This is a genomic window from Pseudomonas sp. WC1, from assembly GCF_050586565.1.
In the GTDB taxonomy this organism is placed as follows: Bacteria; Pseudomonadota; Gammaproteobacteria; order Pseudomonadales; family Pseudomonadaceae; genus Aquipseudomonas.
Map to the genome: position 1 here is coordinate 62,377 of NZ_JBOBDQ010000007.1, position 20,028 is coordinate 82,404.

The window sequence follows — 20,028 nt, forward strand, 5'->3', positions numbered from 1 at the left end:
ATCCTCGCGAAGGTCCATCGACAAGTCATGAACGGCGTTGTGCCACTACTAACATATTAAGTAGCTTTCGGCGAGGCCTCCTAGCGCCGGGCAGGCTACAGGTCTATCCGTCTTTTTTTTTGCCTGGTTCGAACCGGCAGCCATCCTTTCGAGACGGCTTATGGCTTGTCGCTGCGGCGCTTCCATCCAGAACGGGAGCAATATGCGGAGGCGACTACAATTCGCAATCTCGCTATATTTGGTAGGCCAGTGGAAGGCGGCTTGGTCAGCGTCGAGTGCATCAATCGCCTAATCCTCACCCATGTTGGCTATCGTGGGAATTTCGGGCCAGTCGAGTACTGACATACATGGGCACTAGGAGCGCATACTCCACAAATTTACTATTATCATAAAGGGAAGTCATGTCGAACATCACCGACATCGTTAGTGCAGTAAGTAGCGCAATTTCGGCGTTTGCAGCTTGCGTAGCTGCGGTCGGCGTGTGGTACGCACGACACCAGCTAAAGACTAGCCGCGAGATCGCGCAGTTGCAGTTTGAAGATTCATTAGGGAAGGAGTACCGCGAATTGGCCGGAGAGCTACCGAAGAAGGCTTTAATGGGTGAGATTATAACTGATGCCGAATACGAAGACGCTTTCGACGAGCTGTATCGGTATGTCGATCTGACGAACGAGCAAATTTCGCTCCGGGCACATGGTCGAATTACTTCGGACGTATGGAGAAGTTGGTCGGAGGGAATTGAGGCGAACCTGAAACTACCGGCATTCGCGCGGGCGTGGACTGAGATCAAGACTAGATCCTCTGGCTTCGAGGAGCTTCGTCGGCTTGAACTAGAAATGTTCCTGAGCGACCCCAAAGATTGGCATTGAGCCCTTGCTCCCAGTTAGAGGTTAGGTCGTTACGACCGACCTTACCGGTCGGGACCGGCAGCTTTGGGTCGAAAGCACTCAAACGCGGATAACTACTCTCGCCCCATAGCTGCCCTTGGCGGAGGGCAGATCACGGCCAGAAGCGGTCGACACAAACCAGCCCGGTACAGATAATCAAAATCTCACAGGGATGCCCAGGAACGAATGTAATGGACTGTCTTGCGACGCTTGTCACTGATCGGCTGGTTCTCACCCCCCTCCAGTTAGAGGATTCGCCCATCATCCAGGAGCTGTTCCCCTGCTGGGAGGTGGTTCGCTACCTGGATCGTCGTGTCCCATGGCCGTATCCAGAAGACGGGGCACTGGTCTATGTCCGAGATATCGCCCTGCCCGCCATGGCAGCAGGTCGTGAATGGCACTGGATGATCCGCATGCGCGACGATGCTAGCTGCACCCTGGGTAGCATCAGTTTGTATGATCAGCCTGGAAACAACAGAGGCTTCTGGCTAGCCCCACAGTGGTGGGGAAAGGGCTACATGCGCGAGGCATGCCGGATTATCAATGCCTATTGGTTCGAGACACTGTCGCGTCCGGTCATGCAGGTTCCCAAAGCGATTGCCAACGATGCATCTCGCAGGGTCTCGGAACATGAGGGTATGCGCTTGGTAGACGTGCGTGCAGGAGATTTCGTATCTGGACGGATGGAGGTCGAAATATGGGAGATGACTCGTGCTGACTGGTTAGAAAGCTCGACTGCCAGTCGCTAGTTCTTTACGTCAGCGGTTGAAGCGCAGGCAGCCGCCCCCGCACCGAGGGGCGGCGTTGGCTTGCCTTTTTGGCTTTACCCGCGCAGTGCGGCGGGCAGATCAGGAAGGGAACAGCTTGCTCAAACAGCTGAGTTTTTTCTTGTAGGAACGTCGGGCTTGCAGCGCCTCTTCAAGCGTCACCGCGACGAAGCGGGCCTTCTGGTTGGGTTGCATCTGGCCGACCAGATCGAGGTCGGCGCTGATCACCGTGCCGATCATTGCGTAGCCGCCACCGGACACTGCATCGCGGTGCAGAATGATGGGCTCGAGCCCTGCCGGCACCTGGATAGAGCCGATCGGGTAGCAGCTGTCGACGATGTTCGAAGGATCGGAGCCGGCGCCGAACGGCTGCTCGCGAGGCTGAAAGCTCAGCGGGCTGCCACCCTTGAAGCGATAGCCGATGCGATCTGCCTCCGAGCCGACGGTCCAGGCTTCGGCGAAAAAGCTGTCCGCCGCCGCCAGGGTCAAGCGATCGTAGTACAGCCCCGGCACCACCCGCAGGGTGATCTCCCCTCCCAGCGACTGTCGTAACGCCATGGGCAGACTCGCCCCGACACGCCCCTTGCCGCTGGCGGCGCCTATCGGCAGTTCATCGCCAATCACCAGCCTGCGCCCCTGAAAACCACCCAGCGCCCCCAGCGCGTAGGTGGAACGACTGCCGAGCACCACCGGTACATCGATACCGCCGGCCACCGCCAGATAAGCCCGCGCGCCAGCCTTGGGAAAGTCGAAACGCAGCACTTGTCCGGCCTTCACTTCGAAGGCGGTGTCCAAGTGCATGTCCACGCCATCGACTTTCGGCGTCATCTGCGCACCACATACCGCCACCAGGGCATCCTGCTGAAACTCCAGCTCCGGCCCCAGCAACGTGCACTCCAGCGCCGCCGAATTGGCCGGGTTGCCCACCAACTGATTGGCCGCGCTCAGGGCGTACTGGTCCAGCGCCCCGGAAGGTGGTATCCCCAGATGGTAGTAGCCCTCGCGGCCGAGGTCCTGCACTGAGGTGGCCAGACCGGGTTTGAGTACCTTGATCATGCCAGCACCTCCTGCAGCGACTTGGGATAGCCGATCGGGTCGGCGAGGAACGCATCAAGCGAGAACTCCACTGGACGGATGCGCAGATCGAAGCGTCCGGCTTCGACCTCGGCCACGGCGTGGTCATAGGCAGCGCGGTCCATCGACTTGAACTGCACGATGTCGCCGGGACGGAAGAACACCATGTGTTCCTTCAGGTACGCCAGGTTCTGCTGGGGGTCATAGATCGGTGCCGGAGTGACGCCAAACATCTGGTAGCCACCGGCGCCACGCACCGAGTAGATGCAACCGAAGCAGCCGCCATGGCCCAGGGTCAATTTCGGCGTGTCGGTACGGGGTCTCAGGTACTTGGGCACCTGCAACTGGCGTTCGCGCTCGACCATCTGGAACATGAACGGCAGGCCCGCCACGAAGCCCACCATCGAAACGAACCACGGCGCGCCACTGTGGGCGGCGATGAACGCCTCGACGTCGGCCAAGCCGTTGATGCGCGCGGCGTACTCCAGGTCCGTGGCGTTCGGGTCCTGGTGGCGGTCGCGAAAGCGCATCAGGGTTTCGTGGGTCCACGGATCGTTGTAGAGCACCGGGATTTCGATGATCCGGGTGTGCAGGGTGCGCTCGGCCACGGCCTCGGCTTCGGCGCCCTTCACCGCTTCGAGCAGATCGGCCGGGGCGATGCGGTCCGGGTCGAAACGGATCTGGAACGAAGCGTTGGCCAGGCACACGTCGAGCACGCCATCGAGGGCCAAGCGCTCCACCGCACGGGTTACCGCCATGCCCTTGAAGAAGGCTTCAAGGGACATGCTGTCGCTGACTTCGGCAAACAGATGCTCGTCGGCGCCAAAGCTGTAGCGAATCGGACTGCTCATGCTGCACCTCCGCTGCGGCGCTCGGCCAGCCAGGTTTCCAAAGTGCCGGTGTGGAAATCGGCGGTGTGCAGCCAGGGTTGCTCCAGCAACTCGCCGTGCAGAGACAAGGTGCTGGCCATGCCCGTGAGCGTGGTCTGCTCCACCGCCAGTCGCGCGCGGGCCAGGGCCTCGGCGCGATCGCTGCCATGGACGATCAGCTTGGCCAGCAGCGAGTCATAGTATGGCGGTACCCGGTAGCCTTCATACAAATGGCTGTCGACGCGCACGCCCTCGCCTTCCGGCCAGTTCAGCGTTTGCACAAGCCCTGGGCTTGGGAAGAAATCCCGCGCCGGGTCTTCGGCGTTCAGGCGCATTTGCAGGGCCGCGCCGTTGAGCCGGATATCGCTTTGCTTGAGGCCCAGCGGTTCGCCGCCGGCGATGCGCAACATGGCCTGAACCAGGTCGATGCCGGTGATCAGCTCGCTGACCGGGTGTTCCACCTGGATCCGCGTGTTCATCTCGATGAAGAAAAACTCTCCGGTGGCGTCGTCGTACAGATACTCAAGGGTGCCCGCGCCCTGATAGCCCAGGGCCTCGGTCAGGCGCACGGCACTCGCGCAGAGGGTCTCGCGCTGCTGCGCATCGAGGACCGGCGACGGCGCTTCTTCGAGGATCTTCTGGCGACGGCGTTGCAGCGAACACTCGCGTTCGAACAGGTGCACCGCATGCTTGCCATCGCCCAGCACCTGCACTTCGATATGCCGGGCCTTGCCGATAAAGCGCTCCAGATACACCGCGCCATTGCCAAAGGCGGCCTGGGCTTCGCGCTGGGAACGGGGGAATTCTTCGCTCAGTTGCTGCGGGTTTTCCGCCAGGCGAATCCCACGCCCGCCGCCACCGGCCGAGGCCTTGATCAGCAGCGGGAAGCCGACGGATTCGGCGGCTTTGAGCGCCGACTCCACATCGAACAGTTCATCCGGGGAGCCGGGCACCACCGGTACACCCGCGGCTTGCGCAGTGCGCCGGGCTTCGGCCTTGTCGCCCATGCGCCGGATGGTCTCGGGGCTTGGGCCGACGAAAATCGCCCCGGCGGCTTGCACCGCTTCGGCAAATTCGGCGTTCTCCGAGAGAAAGCCGTAGCCTGGGTGCACCGCGTTGGCGCCGGTGGCCTTCAGGGCACCGAGCAGCGCTTCGACATTGAGGTAGCTCTTGTCGGCGCGGGCCGGGCCGAGGATGTGCACTTCGTCGGCCATGCGTGCGGCCTGGGAATCGACGTCTGCTTCGCTGCACGCCGCCACAGTGGGAATACCCAGCGCTTGCGCGGCGCGGATGATCCGCACGGCAATCTCGCCACGGTTGGCGATCAGCAGTTTACGAATGCCTTGGGTCATGGTTTTGCCCTCACGCGTCTTCGAGTGTAGCGATGACCTGACCCGGCTCCACCGGATCACCGTCTTCGACCAGAAACGCGTCCAGACGCCCTGCCGTACCCGCGGTCAGTTCGGAAAACTGCTTCATGACCTCGATCAGGCCAATCACCGTGTCGGCGCTGACCTGGGCACCTGCCTCGACGTAGTTCGGCGAGTCCGGGGTAGCCTTGCGGTAGAAAGTCCCCGGCAACGGGGTGATGACTGTGTGCTGCGCCATGTCTGTTCCTCTTGGAATAGTTGTAGAAAGGCAGGCAAAAAATCTGTGTGTCGAGTAAGCCCTGGCGTCTGCGTGCCAGGTGTCTTCGGGTGCGTTATCGCGGTGCGCGCACCTGGATCCCCGCGTCATCGAGCGCATTACGGGTAGCCTCGACCAGCGCCAGGGCACCGGGTGTATCGCTGTGCAAGCAAATGGAGTCGAATTCGATCGCCAGGTCTTCACCCTCCACCGTGCGCACCACGCCTTCCTGGCAGGCACGCAGTACCCGCGCAGCTACTTGCGCAGGGTCGTAGGCACGCACACTGCGGGTGAAGACAATTGAGCCGCTGAGGTCGTATTCGCGGTCGGCGTAGAACTCGCGGATCACCGGTTGGCCCAGCTCCGTGGCGATACGCCAGATCGCCGAGTCGGGCATGCAATACAGCAGCAGCTCGGGCTCCAGGCGCTGCAGGTTTTCCACCAGCAAACGCGCCGTTTCTTCGTCCCGGGCCAGGTGCATGTACAGCGCGCCGTGAGGTTTGATGTGTTGCAGGGCCACGCCTTGAACCCGGGCGAGTTCACGCAGGGCGCCCAGCTGATAGAGCATGTCGTCCACCAGCTCCTGGGCCGGTGCATTGATGTGACGGCGGCCGAAACCGACCAGGTCGCGAAAGCCCGGATGGGCACCGACGGCCACGCCCAGGCGCTTGGCCTGCTCGACAGTGCGACGCATGGTGCCGGGATCGCCGGCATGGAAACCGGTGGCGATGTTGGCCGAGCTGATGAAGCCCATCAGTTCGTTGTCGACTCCGTCGCCGATAGTCCACGGACCGAAGCCTTCGCCCATGTCCGAATTGAAATCTACTGCCTGCATGACACTTGCTCCTGACGCTTGTGACTTCATGCAGAGCACGTTAAATTCCAGCCACCCCCTTGGGAAGATCAATTATCAGAGGGGATATCTTCTGAAAATCAGATACCTCATCAAGCGGAGTGTTCATGTCACTGACCCTGCGCCAGGTTCGCTATTTCGTCGCCACGGCCGAGATCGGGCAAATCTCCCAGGCTGCGATTCATTTGAATATTTCCCAGTCGGCGGTGACCACAGCGATCAAGGAGCTGGAGGGCATGCTCGGCACGCTGCTGTTCCAGCGCTCGGCCCAGGGCATGAGCCTGACCGATGCCGGACGGCACTTTCTCAATCGGGCCTACGTGATCTTGCGCAGCGTCGACGATGCCCTTAACAGCCCACTGCCGGACGTTCGCGCCACCGGCCTGTTGCGGATAGCGGCCAGTTACACGGTGATCGGCTACTTTCTGCCGCACCATCTGCAACGCCTGGAACACTGGCACCCGGACGTAGCCATCGAAGTGCACGAACGGGAGCGCCAGGCCATCGAGCAAGGCCTGCTGGAAGGCGAATTCGACATGGCGGTGGTGCTGACCTCGAACCTGACCCACCCGGACATCGTCTCGAAAACTTTGTTCAATTCCGAACGCCGGCTGTGGCTGCCCAGCCATCACCCGCTGTGCCAACACTCGGCCGTGAGCCTTGCCGACGTCACACAGGAGCCCTTCATCCTGCTTACCGTCGACGAAGCCGAACAAAGCGCCATGCGCTACTGGGAACATGCCCGACAGCAGCCCAACGTGCGAATCCGCACCAGCTCTGTGGAAGCGGTGCGCAGCATGGTGGCCAACGGCAGCGGCGTGGCGATCCTCTCCGACCTGGTACACCGTCCGTGGTCGCTGGAGGGTAAACGCATCGAAACCGTGACCATCACCGACAAGGTCACCCCCATGAGCGTCGGCCTGGCCTGGCATCGCGAGCGGGAATTCAGCCCGGCGATGCACGCGTTCCACAATTACTTCCACGACGCATTCCTGGCGCCGCAACAACTGTCCGCGCGGCGCTGAAAGCAAATCGGTTTCAATCCAGAATCAACGGCCGCAAAACCACTTTGCCCACCTCGTACCGCTGCGGCCATTCAGGGTTGTAGATCGTGATTTTGCTGGTCAGCGCCATGCATGGGCCATCCTTGGGCAGGTTAAAACGTTGTAATACGCCTCAAAGGCATCTGCCGCCAAGCAAACGAGAACGGGCCTCTAATGACCTCGCGCCACCTGATCAGGCAATGTTCCCAGGCTCGCGAGAAAAACTTCGGTATCTCGATTGGACCGCAGGCAGACCACGCGACAACCCGACGGTGCCCTTGTCACGAGTTGCTTCATCTTCTCCCTGGCCGAGTTTTTCGTCCGCCACATGAACCTGAAGAACTCCGGCAGGTTGGCCAGCAGTTCCGGGCAGTCGTCCGGCAAGTCAGGCCGTGAACGACCGCGGTTGAGCGTCGTTCTGCAGAACACGCGCCAGAAGCGAAGCGCCGCCGACCGATCGATCCATATCAACATATCTGCGCGGGCCAGGCGGTTGCTCCAGGTGGTCGAATGCCCGCCTTCGAAGATCCAGCGCTCACGGGCCTCGACCTCACGGCAAAGACGCGTCTTCTCGTCAGGGCTTCGCTCAACCCACCCTGGCTGCCAGTGAATCGTGTCGATATGCACGACCGGCAAGCCCGTGCGCTCGCCAAGCTTGCGCGCCAGGGTACTTTTCCCAGACCCAGGCTGGCCAACGATCATCACCCGTTGCATTGAAGCTCCCTCTCGCCATGCCTGCTGATTTTTGGGGGCGCGATTGTACGGCAATGGCTGGTTCGGTCAACTGCAAGCGCACTCGTGCTTTCAGCGGCCGCAAAGATTAGCGAAAGCTGCTGGGGTATTACCGAAGCCCTCGGTCACCCCATAGTGGGTGTCTTACCTTCTTGGGCGCCCCCCGCTGGCTTCTTCCAGGCACAGCCAACGATCATCCTGGTGCAGGGTTGCGAAAACACGGTGCGCGAGATCTCGGCGATTCGCGCCTGCGCATTCAGCACGGCGTTCAAACGCATTTTAGCCATTACTCGAGCCAACATCGCCGCTGGGCGGTGAACCTCGCCATGGAGAAACACCCCTGCATGATGCCGTGCAGGGGCAATGGCTCATTCGTTGAACCTACTTCAAGCGCCGACTCCCAGTGTCATCGGGGAAGCTCACGGCCAACCGGAACACCTGCCAGAAGTGGCTCGCACGCACATATCGCCGCGTCATGATGGGGTAATAAGGCTTGCTCCGGCAGATTCACGACCGTACCGATCCAAGGGTCCTCGACGGCCGTGCGAAGCCCGGCAAGGGTTTCGACGACGGCTAGACCGCAGAACGGTCCCATCAACGGGTCATAGCCACCCTCGTGCACGGCCACAACCCGCGATCTACACACCTCATCGGCCAGGCCCATCACCAGTGCGGTCAGTTCCCGATAGGCTTCGGAGTGCAACAGCTGACGCCCGAAGGGATCCATCGCCGCCGAGTCGAAGCCGCTCGCGATCACAATGAGGTCCGGCCGGAAGCGGCGGATTGCCGGGAGAACCACACGCTCGAACGCCCCCACGTAGGCACCTCGCCCGGACCCTGCTGGAAGCGGAATATTCAGGTTAGCGCCCAGGCCTGCGCCGGTGCCGATGTCATCGACCTTCCCACGCCCGATGGGGTACAGATTGTCCTGATGCAGGGAGATCGTCATTACCGACGGGTCGTCGTAGAACAGGGTCTCGGTACCATTGCCGTGATGAACATCCCAGTCGATAACCGCAACCCGCTCCACTTCGCCCGTGTGCTGAAGATGGCGAATGCCGACCGCCGTGTTGTGGAAGATGCAGTAACCCATGCCCTGGCCCGCAAGCGCGTGATGCCCTGGTGGCCGGATGAGTGCGTAGGCGTTGCTCACTGTGCCCGCCACGACCGCCTTGAACGCCGCGATAACTGCCCCTGCCGCGAGCCTAGCGACGTCTGCCGAATTAGGTCCCACAGGTGTTTCGCCATCGCCCGCATCGCTCCACGCAGGGCCGACCGGGTTGAGAATTCGATCAACATAGGCCGGCGTATGCACCCGCAGCAGGTCGGCCTCCGAGGCCGGGCTGAAGGGCAACGCAACAAGGTTTTTCTCAAGGCCGCTGCGTTTGACCAAGCTTGCGAAGCGGCGTTTTGTATCGCCCTTCTCCGGGTGGTCGATCGGCTCCTGCCAAGGCAGGCTCCAGGCCCGGGTATCGTGCGTGGTAAAGCGTTCGTCCCAAATCCAGCCGGTTGTTTTCATATTCATCGCTCGCTGACTTGTTGTTCCTTGTCCACCAGGCGACGTTCGTTGCCCAGATCAAGGGTTCGAGAAGTAAGAAGATAAAGTGCGCTGGCAGCCACCAGGCCCACGAACATCGAGAGGTCGATTTCACCCATTTGCCGGGCGACCCATCCGGTGTAAGGCGCAGTGACAAAGAACGGCACCATCACCGCCAGCGCGCCGATATATGCGACATTTCCTTGCCACCCCCATCGCCCGTAGATACCCGCGGGATTAAACAGTTCGCGGATCGAGTAGCAGCCTTTGCGTACCAGGTAGAAGTCCACCAGATTGATAGCCGTCCAGGGAGTAAATAGGTAGGCAAGGAATACAAGGACATTTCCGTAAAACACGTTGAACCGATCCTCGCCGACCATTGCCGCTATTCCCCACACCGACAGCGTCATCGCAACAATCGTGACAGCTCGCATTGCCAGCGACGGCCGCACTCGGCGGAAGCAGTCGACGATCGAGATCAGGGTCAGGCTGCCGCCATAGGCATTGAGCGCCATCACCACCAGCAGGCCAACGAATAGCAGCGCGACCGCAAGCCGCCCGCCCCCCGCGAACAAGCTGTCGCCACCATTCGCGATCGCCATGATCACCGTGGCGCCGGGCGTGGCCGCCGCGAGCAGCGAGCCCAGGCCGATCACCCACAGCGCCGATATCGCCGACGGCAGGTAGGTCCACAGGAACGAGGAGCGCGTGGAAATGCTGGGGGCCAGGTAACGGGAGTAATCCGACACATAAGGCGCCCAGCCAAGCTGGAAGCCCGCCACGATGACAAAAGTGGTGGCGAAGGCATGCCATTCGATGGGGCCTGGCTCGAACGCCCCCGCGGGAATCGCGCTTCGGGCCACCGCGGCGAAGGTCAGTACCACGATGGTCAATCCGAGCGGCACGACCAGGAAGCGGTTGACCCGGTGGATCCAGCGGTAGCCATACAACGCTAGCGTGCCCGCGAACAGTACCGCGATCGGGAACCCCCAGGCGGTTGGAATTCCCAGCAGAAAATGCAGGCTTGACCCCGCCAGGATGGCATCGGCGACGTTGTAGTTGAAGTAGTTGACGAGGGCGAAGACCCAGACGGTGATCGCGGCGCCGAAGAAGCCGAACTGCGCGCGGGATTGAACCAACTGCGGAAGTCCTAATTGCGGTCCCTGCGAGGAATGTAGCGCCATGAACAGCGTGCCGAACAGTGAGCCGCACACAGTCGCGACCAACGTCCAGAATAATGGCCCTCCCAGCGCCAGCGTGGTAACGCCGGTCGCCATTGCGGTCAGGTTGATGTTGGCAACGATCCAGACTGCCCCTAGGTGTCGCACGCTGCCGTGACGCTCAGACACCGGTACGAAATCTACGGAGCGCCGTTCCGCACCGTCGGTTCGGGCCTGCGCAACCGCAGGCCTCACCGAGGCACTTTGCCCATTGGATGTCATTCTCATGTTCTTGTTTTCCTGGTTGAGATTGATCATGCGTGCATCTTTGATAGTGCGTTTATCGATCGCTCGGTGGTATCCCTCATGGGTCGATGGCAATACTGGGATTCACACCTTGGCTCAACCGGCGACCATCGCCAGCGGTTGCCCCTTGGCATTGGCCAGCAGTGCGGCGGCCAGCCGATCGCGTTCGCGGGCGTAATCGCGGGAGATCTCCCGGCCACGCTGCCGGGTGGCCCATTGCGGGTCGGCCAGCAATGCGGCCCCTTGCGCTTCGGGCAGGTGACGGCCGCGGATCAGGTCGGACAACCGTTCGGCCAGCACCAGGGTGGGGGCCTGCAAGTCGCCTGCGGTGGCCGCCGGCATAAGGGAGGCGTCTACCACGCGCAGCCCGTCGACACCGCGGACCCTGCCATCCGGGAAGGTCACCGCAGCATCGTCGCTGCCCATGCGACAGGTCCCGCAAGGGTGGTAGGCGCTTTCAAGCTTTTGCTTGAGAAATGCATCGATAGCGGCATCATCCTGCACGGCCGCGCCCGGCGCCAATTCCCGGCCCCGATAGGGCGCAAAGGCCGGCTGGGCGAAAATCTCCCGGGTCAGGCGCACGCAGGCCCTGAATTCCGCCCAATCGTCGGGGTGAGTCATGTAATTGAAGCGTACCCGCGGCAGGCTCTGTGGGAGGGTGTCGCGCAGCCTGACCCAACCCCGGCTTTTCGAGCGTTTGGTGCCCACGTGCACCTGGAACCCATGTCCTTTGGCGAGCGTCTGCCCATCATAGGAGATGGCCAGCGGGAGGAAGTGAAACTGGATGTCCGGATAAACGATGCCCGCCCGGCTGCGAATATGCCCGCCGCTCTCGAAATGGTTGGTGGCCCCAAGCCCGCGCCGGGTGGCGAGCCACTCGATGCCGATCTTCGCCTTGCCTAGCAGGCTCTGGGTGGGGAACAGACTGACCGGCTGGGTGCACTCCATTTGCAGGTAGAGTTCCATGTGGTCCATCAGGTTCTCGCCTACTTCGGGGGCGTCGTGGATCACGGGGATGCCATGCTGCGCCAGCTCTTGCGCCGGGCCGATGCCTGAGCGTTTGAGGATCACCGGGGACATAATGGCACCCGCCGACAAAATCACCTCTCGCGAGGCCATGGCCCTGGCGAGCTTGCCGCCCACCGAAAACACCACCCCGGTGGCTCGCTGGCCCATGAACATCACCCGGTCCACCAGGCCGCCTTTGATCACGCGCACATTGCCGCGGGCGATGGCCGGCCGCAGGTAGGCAACCGCAGCGCTCATCCGACGCCCGTCGCCGACGTTCATCTCCATCGGTCCGAAGCCTTCATGCTGGCGGCTGTTCATGTTGTCGGTCACGGCGTAGCCCGCTTCGTTGCCCGCTCTGACGAAGGCCTGATACAGCGGATTGGTCTGAAGCCCCCGGGTAATTCGCATTGGGCCCTGAGTGCCGCGCAACAGCCCACCGCCTTCGACATTTTCCAGGCGCTGGAAATACGGAAGCACGTTCGACCAGCGCCAGCCCTCGGCCCCCAACGCTTCCCATAGTTCATAGTCCATGGGGTTGCCTCGAACCCAGCACATGCCGTTGATCGACGAGGAGCCGCCTAGGCCCTTGCCACGCGGCAGGTTCACCTGCCGGCCATCCAAGCCGGGCTCCGGCTCGGTTTTCATGCCCCAATTGAAGCGTTTGGTGTTCATCGGGATCGACAACGCCGCCGGCATCGACACGATGACTGAGTTGTCGCTGCCACCGGCTTCGATCACCAGTATCTGCACGCCCGGGTTTTCGCCAAGGCGGTTAGCCAGTACACACCCGGCGGCACCGGCGCCGACGATGATGTAGTCATAGCGCCCTTCGTCATGCGCGCTGGAAATCGAGGTTTGCTCAGAAGTCGACATGGTACAAGTTTCCACCGTCGTGAAGCTGGAGACAGGCCCACCCGCAGTGCGCGGGAATGCCCGCGCAACGTCCAGGGTTTGGGTCGAGTTAAAGACGTGGCGGTTTGCCTGGGCGGGCTAGCCGACGATCACGTAGAACTTGCGCATCGGCACTGGCTGACGCCAGATACCACGAAAGCCTTTGGGTACCAGGAAGCAATCGCCTGGAGCATAGGTTTCGCAGAAGCCCTCTCCCTCAAGCGTGACCTCGCCCTCCAGCACCACCATGAATTCGTCGGCCGGATAGCTTTCGTAGTGTTCGGTATACGGTTCGCAACGCCAGATACCTGATTTCACTAGCGGCTCGCTGCGGCTGAAGTAGGCATGATCAAGTCCCATCGGCCGGCCTTCGATCAGTTCGGCATGTTCAAGGGCTTGGTTCGGCAACCGCTGCCAGCCAGCGGGACCAATAGAAGAAAAGCGGATCGGAAGAAGCATGATGAAGCCTCGGATTTGCGCGTTGAGATTGACATTCAGGCTAGGGTCGGGCTCCCATACAGACAAGTGACAAGATTTCTGCCTGCGTCACCTCAGGTTACGGAGCCTCCCCTTTTGAGAAAGCACCAGTCCCTTACCGCGCTCCGTGCCTTCGAGGCCGTTGCCCGGCTAAACAGCATCTCCTGCGCCGCACAGGAGCTGAATGTCACGCGCCCCGCTGTGTCCAAGCAGGTCACTCAGCTGGAGAGCGACATGGGCTGCCCGCTGCTACTGCGCACAGGCAATATCATCCGCCTGACAGCGGCCGGGCGCGAGTTGTTCATTGCCCTGCAGCAAGCTTTCGAGCTGATTCAGCTCACCACCGATACCATAAGCCGCCGTGCACGCCAGGGCGAACAGCTCCGGGTGCTGGTATGCCGCGATTTCGCCTCGAGCTGGCTGGCCGGCCAGGTGGGAAAATTCCTGGTCGCCAACCCCGGCATCTCCGTGGAAATCACTGCGGAGAAGAACGCGACCTTCCGTCTCGACGAAGACTTCGATTTCCGTATCTTTTATGGCATGCACGGCGCCAAGGTCGGCGGCGGACTGGAAGCCTCTGAGCTATGCCGCTGGATCGACCTGCTGGTCTGCACCCGCGATTTCGCCCAGACGTACTTGTGCGAAGGCCGCAAGCCTTGCAATGCGCCGTACCTGATCGATGCAAATTACGACATCTGGGACGAGTGGTGCGCCCTGACCGGGCTCGACCCCGGCGGCCCACGGCGCCGGCAGACAACGTTCAACGAAACCACCCTGTGCCTGTCTGTCGCGGCATCCGGGGGTGGCCTGACGATCGGCGACAGCTTCCTGGCCATGCCTGCCATCCGCGCAGGCGAGCTTATCGTGCCCTACCCACTTGGCCTGGTCAGCGCTCAGAACTACACCCTCTTCAAACCCAAAAGACCAAGTTCTCCCGCAAGTCAGAAGTTTGAAATCTGGTTGCGTGAAGCAATAGAAAGCTATCAAGTGGCGGTACGCCAAGCGCTGACTGAACAGGGCATTCAGATCATGGAACGTCACGAAGCGCGCATGACATGAACATTTTCTCGTCAAAGTCCAACGGTCCAGCCTCCCATCTTATACATGCCATACCTTGTCTGAGGTGGTTGCTTCAATGGGGCAAGTAATCTTTGACGTAGCGCACTGTCTTTTCCAAAGCTCGCGCCATGTCGGGATGTGTCAACCGATACTTCAGTTCCAATTGCCTGCTATGGCTCATATCAAAGCGTTGCGCCTGAATAAAATTCAATGACTCGGCGCTGATCGCGAATCGGGCCGCCAGTCCGGGAATTGTCAAAAGCCATCTCAGCAACCCTATCGCTACATGGCGGCGGGGTGCCTTGATCTTCAGCGTTTTCGCTATCTGCCCTAGCAGCCCCTGCAAGTTCGGTGTGTGCTCATAGAGTGCCAGGACCTGCTGGTTGGCCATCGAGGGGTCGAACGCCGCGCAAGTCATCATTGTCACCAGGTAATCGACGCTGACTAATGGCAACCAGTGCCTGGTGGAACCGGGAACAGCTTTGAACCGGCCTTGTGCCAGGTTTCGAATGAGTTCGGCCAAAGGTTGTCCTTCCAGAATGTGCCCACTCTCGCTGTGGCCACACACCGTAGCAGGATGAACGATTGTGTAATCCGCGCCCGCTTCCTGCATGTAACGGATGACCGCAAAATGGGACTCGAGCTTGCTGCCTTCGTAGCCACCTGCACGGCCGTAGACCACGGGCCAGTTCGTGTTTTCAGGGCACTCATTGTCAACCCCGATACTGGCAAGGTGGCTAAGGTTTTGCAGCATGAAGCCACCCAACATCAGCAAGCGGATGCGCTGGCTCGCCGCAAGCCTGGCGACTCTCAGCGCCCCTTGCACATTGACTTCGCGGGCGCGCTCCATTGTCAGCCCCCAGGAAAATTGCGCCGCGAGGTGGAAGACCACAGAGGCCGAAGACACGCGCTGCTCGTCTGCCTCGCTGAGCCCAAGCCCCTCTCTGCTGATATCGCCCTCAACGGCATGGATACAGGCAGGGTTACCGCCCAGTCGGCCTACCTGCTCCCTGAGGCGCTCGATCTTTGCAGGGGTGCGCATAAGCACCCAGGTCTTGTGCCCTGTCGCGGTAAGACGAGCCAGTAAATGTTGACCTACAAACCCACTGCCGCCTGTGACGAAACATTCCACGCTCATGCCTGAATCCTTGTTTGGATGATGGGCCCAGGCTAAGGTGTAGAGCCTGCTCTACAGTCAAGGAATTTTTACTGTGAACATTGGAGAGTTGGAGCGCCGCAGTGGCATTGGCCGCCATGCATTGCGCTATTACGAACAACTCGGGCTTATCGTGGCCCATCGACAGGCCAACAACTATCGCAGCTACAGCGATCAGACCGTTGTTGATCTGGCCTTCATTCAGAGTGCCCAGGGCGTGGGCTTTTCACTCGCCGAGATTGGCGACATTCTTGCTGCCAGGCGGGGTAATACGATCAATTGCGCGCAAGGCGCGGCCTTGGTCGCCAGCAAGATGGCCGAAATTCAGACGAAAATAACCACCTTGCAAGCCACGTATGTTTTTCTGGAAGCAGAGCGTGTGAAGCTTGAAGCCAGTGCCATTGCCCTCGGACAGACCATTCCTCACCTTCCTGTACATGGGCGTGCCGCAACGCAATAGTTCCCGGCTCAACCGTTCAGCGTGGCCCCGCACCCTGGCGGGCCTGCTGGCCGATTACTGCCGATGCAGAATGGCTGCCTGGGTCGGAAGCGGCCATCCACGGCCAGCAGCTTTCCAATCATAGCGGTCGGTCACGGTCTATCTTTTAAGGCTTGACTCAGATTGATCAGGTCCCTGATGCATGAACGCTCTCTGGATCGCACTGGCCATTTTTGGGTGCTTGGTCGCCGCCTCGCTGCTCATGATGCTGTGGTACCCAAAGCTGGCATCCCACCACAGGGATGAAGACACAAATACAGTAATTCGCCTGGTAGCTAACATTTTTGTGGTTATGACATCACTGGTCTTTGGCTTGATGATCAATTCTGCCAAAAATACCTTCGAGTCCATTGATGCAAACTTCCATGGGTATGCAACCAGCATGATCATTTTTGATCGGACACTGCGGGGCTATGGCGATTCGGCCCAAGAGACTCGCAACCGACTGATCATCTATCTTGAGCACGCTATCGCGACGCCGTACCGGGGGGACGAGGCGCTGCAACATCGTAACAGCGAAGCAGCTAAATACTTGGATGACATAGGAAAATCTTTGGCCGTTATTAAGCCGCCGGACCGTTACCATGAAACGATGCTGCAGGATATTCGTCAGCAATATCATTCGCTCATCGAGCAACGCTGGAGGATCGTCGAGCAGTCAGAGGGGGCAATTCCCGGCCCGCTTATCGGGATGCTTGCTGCTTGGTTGACGCTCATTTTCGCCAGTTTTGGATACCGCGCGCCCCATAATTCGATGGTAATAGCGATGTTCATCATTTCTTCATTGCTTATTTCGGCTTCCGTGTACCTCGTATTGGACATGGACGTGCCATTTCACGGCCCTATCCAGATATCCGACGAGCCTCTGCGCAGGGCGCTCGCCGTAATGCAGCTTTAACGGAGCGGGGGCGCTTGCGTTCTGGGTGGTGACCTCGTGGCGGCATAGCTTTTCGCGAGCCTGTCGAAGCGCGATACGATCCGGCGATTCTCTTTCAGCCAGCCCGGCGATGGGACGCAAAGCGGCCAATACCACTAAACAAAGGTGCGGTGGATAGCCGCAGGCATCTGCAATCCAGTACGCCAAGCACCGAAATACAAGGCCTCAACAAACTCACCTCTCATCTGATATGGTTTTTATCTCAATACCTGGGCCTGTGCTGAAAACAGATCGAGGGCCATAGTGCCCTGGCCTGATCGAGGCCTGATGAGCGACGAACCATGAGCGACAGAATCCCCTTCCGAGTCATCGAGATTGCCCCCACCACCCACAAGAGCAAAAGCCAGGTGGCCGGTGGCATTCATACACGCAGTTTCACCGGCTTCTACCGCAACCTGCGGATCGCCTTCGCCGGGTTGCTGTTCGTGCTGTTCTTCGGCACCGCCTGGTTGCAATGGGGCGACCGCCAGGCCGTGCTCTGGGACCTGGCCGACAGCAAGTTCCATATCTTCGGCGCGACCTTCTGGCCGCAGGACTTCATCCTGCTGTCGGCGCTGCTGATCATCTGCGCCTTCGGCCTGTTCGCCATCACCGTGTTCGCCGGGCGCGTGTGGTGCGGCTACAGCTGCCCGCAAAGCACCTGGACCTGGCTGTTCATGTGGTGCGAGAAGATCGCCGAGGGCGACCGCAACCAGCGCATCAAGCTGGCCGCCGCGCCGTGGGGCCCGGAGAAGATCGCCCGTCGCGGCCTCAAGCATGGCCTGTGGCTGGCCATCGGCGTGCTCACCGGGCTGACCTTCGTCGGCTACTTCACGCCCATCCGCCCGCTGGCTACCGAACTTTTCACCTTCGAGCTGGGTGGGGTAGCCTTGTTCTGGGTGCTGTTCTTCACCGCCGCCACCTATCTCAATGCCGGCTGGCTGCGCGAAGCGGTGTGCATGCACATGTGCCCCTATGCACGGTTCCAGAGCGTGATGTTCGACAAGGACACCCTGGCAGTGGCCTACGACCCCAGCCGCGGTGAAGCCCGTGGCCCGCGCAAGAAAGGCAGCGACGCGCGCAGCCAGGGCCTGGGCGACTGCATCGACTGCACCCTGTGTGTGCAGGTGTGCCCCACCGGCATCGATATCCGCGAAGGCCTGCAAATGGCCTGCATCGGCTGCGCCGCCTGCATCGACGCCTGCGATGGGGTGATGGACAAGATGGGCTATGCGCGCGGCCTGATCGGCTACAAATCCGAACACAACCTGCAAGGCGGCAAGACCCACTGGCTGCGCCCTCGCCTGCTCGGCTACGCCGCCGCGCTGACGGTGATGATCGGCGCCCTGGTGGTCGCCCTGCAGATGCGCCCGATGGTATCGATGGACGTGATCAAGGACCGTGGCCTGTTCCGCGAGAACGCCTTGGGCCAGATCGAGAACATCTACCTGCTCAAGATCATCAACAAGACCCAGGAACCCCAGCACTATCGTCTGCGCCTGGTTGACGCCGACGGCTTCGAGCTGCACGGCCGCACCGAATTCACCCTGGCCTCCGGCGAGATGAGCGAACTGCCGGTGTCGGTGGCGATGCTTGCCGATCGCCCGACCAGCAGTTCCCAGGAACTGACCTTCGAGATCCAGGACAGCGACCAGCCGGGGATCCGCAGCACTGCGCACAGCCGTTTCGTCGCGCCGATGAATCGCTGACCCCTTACACTGACACTCACCTTGCCTGCCAAAAACACAATGAAACGCTACGAACGATTCGCCGACGACATTGCCGAACTGATCCGCTCCGGGGTGCTCGGCCCCGGCCAGCGGGTGCCCTCGGTGCGCTACGCCAGCCAGACCCACGGGGTCAGCCCGTCCACCGTGTTCCAGGCCTACTACCTGCTGGAGCGCCGCGGCCTGATCCGCGCGCGGCCGCGCTCTGGCTACTTCGTCAACGCCCACGCGCCGCGGCCGTTCTGCGAGCCGCAACCCCAGGCGCCGGCCAGCGAGTCCACCGATGTGGATGTGAGCGGCCTGGTGTTCTCGATCCTCGACTCGATCAAGGACCCGCACACCGTGCCGTTCGGCTCGGCCTTCCCCAGCCCGAGCCTGTTCCCGCTGCAGCGCCTATCCCGTTCGCTGGCCAGCGCCAGCCGGGCCATGGACCCACGCATGGTGGTCACCGACCTGTCGCCGGGCAACCCGCAACTGCGTCGGCAGATCGCCCTGCGCTACATGGTCGGCGGGCTGATGCTGCCGATGGAAGAGCTGCTGATCACCAACGGCGCGCTGGAAGCCTTGAACCTGTGCCTGCAGGCCGTGACCCAGCCCGGTGACCTGGTGGCCATCGAGGCACCGGCCTTCTATGCCTGCCTGCAGGTGCTCGAGCGCCTCAAGCTCAAGGCGGTGGAAATCCCGGTGCACCCGCGCGAGGGCATGGACCTCGGCGTGCTGGCCCAGACCCTGGACAAGCACCCGGTCAAGGCCGTGTGGTGCATGACCAACTTCCAGAACCCGGTGGGCGCGAGCATGCCGGAGGCCAAGAAGCAGGAACTGGTCGAGCTGCTGCGCCGCCACCAGGTGCCGCTGATCGAGGATGACGTCTACGCCGAGCTGTACTACTCGCAGCAGGCGCCGAAGCCGGCCAAGGCCTTCGACACCGAAGGGCTAGTGATGCATTGCGGCTCGTTCGCCAAGAGCCTGGCCCCAGGCTATCGCATTGGCTGGGTCGCCGCTGGGCGCTTCGCGCAGAAGATCGAGCGGCTCAAGCTGATGACCTCGCTGTGCGCCTCGATGCCGGCCCAGGCGGCGATCGCCGATTACCTGCAGCACGGCGGCTACGATCGCCACCTGCGCAAGCTGCGCTACGCGCTGGAGGGCCAGCAGGCCAACATGCTCGCCGCCATCGCCCGCCACTTCCCGGCGCAGACCCGGGTCAGCCAGCCTTCCGGCGGCTACTTCCTGTGGCTGGAACTGCCCGAACAGATGGACGCGCTGAAGCTGTTCCACATGGCGTTGGCCCAGGGCATCAGCATCGCCCCTGGGCCGATCTTCTCGCCGACCCGGCGCTTCGGCAACTGCATCCGCCTGAACTATGGCAGCCCTTGGGGCGATGGCGCGGAGCAGGCCATGGAGACCCTCGGGCGGATCGTGCGTTCGTTCTAGCCGCCGA

The 20,028-nt window shown here is 61.3% G+C and carries 19 protein-coding genes; 8 read left to right on the forward strand and 11 right to left on the reverse strand.

Going from position 1 to position 20,028, the window contains the following annotated elements:
* Positions 1-401 precede the first annotated feature (401 nt).
* A complete protein-coding gene (locus tag ACQ4OD_RS04965) occupies positions 402-869 on the forward strand; it encodes a hypothetical protein (RefSeq protein ID WP_430943966.1) in 468 nt (155 codons plus the stop codon).
* Positions 870-1,078: 209 nt separating this feature from the next.
* Positions 1,079-1,636 carry a GNAT family N-acetyltransferase gene (locus tag ACQ4OD_RS04970; protein ID WP_430943967.1) on the forward strand — a complete coding sequence of 186 codons (558 nt, stop codon included), beginning with the start codon at positions 1,079-1,081 and terminating at the stop codon, positions 1,634-1,636.
* Between the two features lie 99 nt (positions 1,637-1,735).
* On the opposite strand, the gene ACQ4OD_RS04975 is transcribed toward ACQ4OD_RS04970, so the two are convergent.
* The 5 genes from ACQ4OD_RS04975 to ACQ4OD_RS04995 all read right to left on the reverse strand — a co-directional run bounded on the left by ACQ4OD_RS04975 (position 1,736) and on the right by ACQ4OD_RS04995 (position 6,058).
* Positions 1,736-2,710, reverse strand: coding sequence for a biotin-dependent carboxyltransferase family protein (locus tag ACQ4OD_RS04975; RefSeq protein WP_198754246.1), 975 nt, complete (start codon positions 2,708-2,710; stop codon positions 1,736-1,738).
* Entirely contained in the window at positions 2,707-3,579 is an 873-nt protein-coding gene (locus tag ACQ4OD_RS04980; RefSeq protein WP_214501805.1) for a 5-oxoprolinase subunit B family protein, read from the reverse strand. Before ACQ4OD_RS04980 ends, ACQ4OD_RS04975 begins: the two co-directional genes overlap by 4 nt.
* The gene (locus ACQ4OD_RS04985) at positions 3,576-4,949 is read right to left on the reverse strand and encodes an acetyl-CoA carboxylase biotin carboxylase subunit (RefSeq protein ID WP_430943968.1); all 1,374 of its coding nucleotides are present in this window, start codon (positions 4,947-4,949) and stop codon (positions 3,576-3,578) included. The genes ACQ4OD_RS04980 and ACQ4OD_RS04985 overlap by 4 nt, the downstream gene beginning before the upstream one ends.
* Positions 4,950-4,959: 10 nt before the next feature.
* Entirely contained in the window at positions 4,960-5,205 is a 246-nt protein-coding gene (locus ACQ4OD_RS04990; RefSeq protein WP_046855294.1) for an acetyl-CoA carboxylase, read from the reverse strand.
* 94 nt (positions 5,206-5,299) lie between these two features.
* Positions 5,300-6,058 (reverse strand): 5-oxoprolinase subunit PxpA, encoded by a 759-nt coding sequence (locus ACQ4OD_RS04995; RefSeq protein WP_430943969.1) that lies wholly within the window; start codon positions 6,056-6,058, stop codon positions 5,300-5,302.
* Between the two features lie 125 nt (positions 6,059-6,183).
* Here ACQ4OD_RS04995 and ACQ4OD_RS05000 point away from each other — a divergent pair, with 125 nt between their 5' ends.
* Positions 6,184-7,101 (forward strand): LysR family transcriptional regulator, encoded by a 918-nt coding sequence (locus tag ACQ4OD_RS05000; RefSeq protein WP_198754250.1) that lies wholly within the window; start codon positions 6,184-6,186, stop codon positions 7,099-7,101.
* Positions 7,102-7,290: 189 nt separating this feature from the next.
* Here ACQ4OD_RS05000 and ACQ4OD_RS05005 read toward each other — a convergent pair whose 3' ends face one another.
* From ACQ4OD_RS05005 to ACQ4OD_RS05025, 5 genes are all read right to left on the reverse strand, one after another.
* The gene (locus ACQ4OD_RS05005) at positions 7,291-7,833 is read right to left on the reverse strand and encodes an AAA family ATPase (RefSeq protein WP_110702280.1); all 543 of its coding nucleotides are present in this window, start codon (positions 7,831-7,833) and stop codon (positions 7,291-7,293) included.
* Positions 7,834-8,257: 424 nt separating this feature from the next.
* Entirely contained in the window at positions 8,258-9,376 is a 1,119-nt protein-coding gene (locus tag ACQ4OD_RS05010; RefSeq protein WP_102682416.1) for a class II histone deacetylase, read from the reverse strand.
* Positions 9,373-10,866, reverse strand: coding sequence for a purine-cytosine permease family protein (locus ACQ4OD_RS05015; protein WP_232967937.1), 1,494 nt, complete (start codon positions 10,864-10,866; stop codon positions 9,373-9,375). The genes ACQ4OD_RS05010 and ACQ4OD_RS05015 overlap by 4 nt, the downstream gene beginning before the upstream one ends.
* A gap of 84 nt (positions 10,867-10,950) precedes the next feature.
* Positions 10,951-12,738, reverse strand: a complete 1,788-nt coding sequence (locus tag ACQ4OD_RS05020; RefSeq protein ID WP_198754253.1) for a choline dehydrogenase — start codon at positions 12,736-12,738, stop codon at positions 10,951-10,953.
* A 117-nt stretch (positions 12,739-12,855) separates the two neighbouring features.
* On the reverse strand, positions 12,856-13,215 hold the full coding sequence (locus tag ACQ4OD_RS05025; RefSeq protein WP_102682414.1) for a cupin domain-containing protein: 360 nt from the start codon (positions 13,213-13,215) through the stop codon (positions 12,856-12,858).
* Between the two features lie 114 nt (positions 13,216-13,329).
* Between ACQ4OD_RS05025 and ACQ4OD_RS05030 the strand changes: the two genes are divergently transcribed.
* Entirely contained in the window at positions 13,330-14,292 is a 963-nt protein-coding gene (locus ACQ4OD_RS05030; RefSeq protein ID WP_198754254.1) for a LysR family transcriptional regulator, read from the forward strand.
* 73 nt (positions 14,293-14,365) lie between these two features.
* Here ACQ4OD_RS05030 and ACQ4OD_RS05035 read toward each other — a convergent pair whose 3' ends face one another.
* On the reverse strand, positions 14,366-15,430 hold the full coding sequence (locus tag ACQ4OD_RS05035) for an SDR family oxidoreductase (RefSeq protein WP_430943970.1): 1,065 nt from the start codon (positions 15,428-15,430) through the stop codon (positions 14,366-14,368).
* A gap of 73 nt (positions 15,431-15,503) precedes the next feature.
* On the opposite strand from ACQ4OD_RS05035, the gene ACQ4OD_RS05040 reads away from it, so the two are divergent.
* The 4 genes from ACQ4OD_RS05040 (at position 15,504) to mapR (ending at position 20,021) form a co-directional block, all read left to right on the forward strand.
* Positions 15,504-15,908, forward strand: a complete 405-nt coding sequence (locus tag ACQ4OD_RS05040; RefSeq protein ID WP_198754256.1) for a MerR family transcriptional regulator — start codon at positions 15,504-15,506, stop codon at positions 15,906-15,908.
* Positions 15,909-16,089: 181 nt separating this feature from the next.
* A complete protein-coding gene (locus tag ACQ4OD_RS05045; protein ID WP_430943971.1) occupies positions 16,090-16,845 on the forward strand; it encodes a hypothetical protein in 756 nt (251 codons plus the stop codon).
* Positions 16,846-17,165: 320 nt separating this feature from the next.
* Positions 17,166-18,572: a cytochrome c oxidase accessory protein CcoG gene (gene ccoG, locus ACQ4OD_RS05050; RefSeq protein ID WP_430943972.1), complete on the forward strand. Its 1,407-nt coding sequence runs from the start codon at positions 17,166-17,168 to the stop codon at positions 18,570-18,572.
* Between the two features lie 39 nt (positions 18,573-18,611).
* A complete protein-coding gene (mapR, locus tag ACQ4OD_RS05055) occupies positions 18,612-20,021 on the forward strand; it encodes a GntR family transcriptional regulator MpaR (protein ID WP_110699617.1) in 1,410 nt (469 codons plus the stop codon).
* Positions 20,022-20,028 lie beyond the last annotated feature (7 nt).

Coding starts and splice junctions, on each gene's coding strand:
- ACQ4OD_RS05000 (WP_198754250.1), top strand. CDS start 6,184: ATGTCACTGACCCTGCGCCAGGTTCGCTATTTCGTCGCCACGGCCGAG.
- ACQ4OD_RS04965 (WP_430943966.1), top strand. CDS start 402: ATGTCGAACATCACCGACATCGTTAGTGCAGTAAGTAGCGCAATTTCG.
- ACQ4OD_RS04970 (WP_430943967.1), top strand. CDS start 1,079: ATGGACTGTCTTGCGACGCTTGTCACTGATCGGCTGGTTCTCACCCCC.
- ACQ4OD_RS05020 (WP_198754253.1), bottom strand. CDS start 12,738: ATGTCGACTTCTGAGCAAACCTCGATTTCCAGCGCGCATGACGAAGGG.
- ACQ4OD_RS04985 (WP_430943968.1), bottom strand. CDS start 4,949: ATGACCCAAGGCATTCGTAAACTGCTGATCGCCAACCGTGGCGAGATT.
- ACQ4OD_RS05005 (WP_110702280.1), bottom strand. CDS start 7,833: ATGCAACGGGTGATGATCGTTGGCCAGCCTGGGTCTGGGAAAAGTACC.
- ACQ4OD_RS05015 (WP_232967937.1), bottom strand. CDS start 10,866: ATGATCAATCTCAACCAGGAAAACAAGAACATGAGAATGACATCCAAT.
- ACQ4OD_RS04995 (WP_430943969.1), bottom strand. CDS start 6,058: ATGCAGGCAGTAGATTTCAATTCGGACATGGGCGAAGGCTTCGGTCCG.
- ACQ4OD_RS04990 (WP_046855294.1), bottom strand. CDS start 5,205: ATGGCGCAGCACACAGTCATCACCCCGTTGCCGGGGACTTTCTACCGC.
- ACQ4OD_RS04980 (WP_214501805.1), bottom strand. CDS start 3,579: ATGAGCAGTCCGATTCGCTACAGCTTTGGCGCCGACGAGCATCTGTTT.
- mapR (WP_110699617.1), top strand. CDS start 18,612: ATGAAACGCTACGAACGATTCGCCGACGACATTGCCGAACTGATCCGC.
- ccoG (WP_430943972.1), top strand. CDS start 17,166: ATGAGCGACAGAATCCCCTTCCGAGTCATCGAGATTGCCCCCACCACC.
- ACQ4OD_RS05035 (WP_430943970.1), bottom strand. CDS start 15,430: ATGAGCGTGGAATGTTTCGTCACAGGCGGCAGTGGGTTTGTAGGTCAA.
- ACQ4OD_RS05045 (WP_430943971.1), top strand. CDS start 16,090: ATGAACGCTCTCTGGATCGCACTGGCCATTTTTGGGTGCTTGGTCGCC.
- ACQ4OD_RS04975 (WP_198754246.1), bottom strand. CDS start 2,710: ATGATCAAGGTACTCAAACCCGGTCTGGCCACCTCAGTGCAGGACCTC.
- ACQ4OD_RS05025 (WP_102682414.1), bottom strand. CDS start 13,215: ATGCTTCTTCCGATCCGCTTTTCTTCTATTGGTCCCGCTGGCTGGCAG.
- ACQ4OD_RS05010 (WP_102682416.1), bottom strand. CDS start 9,376: ATGAATATGAAAACAACCGGCTGGATTTGGGACGAACGCTTTACCACG.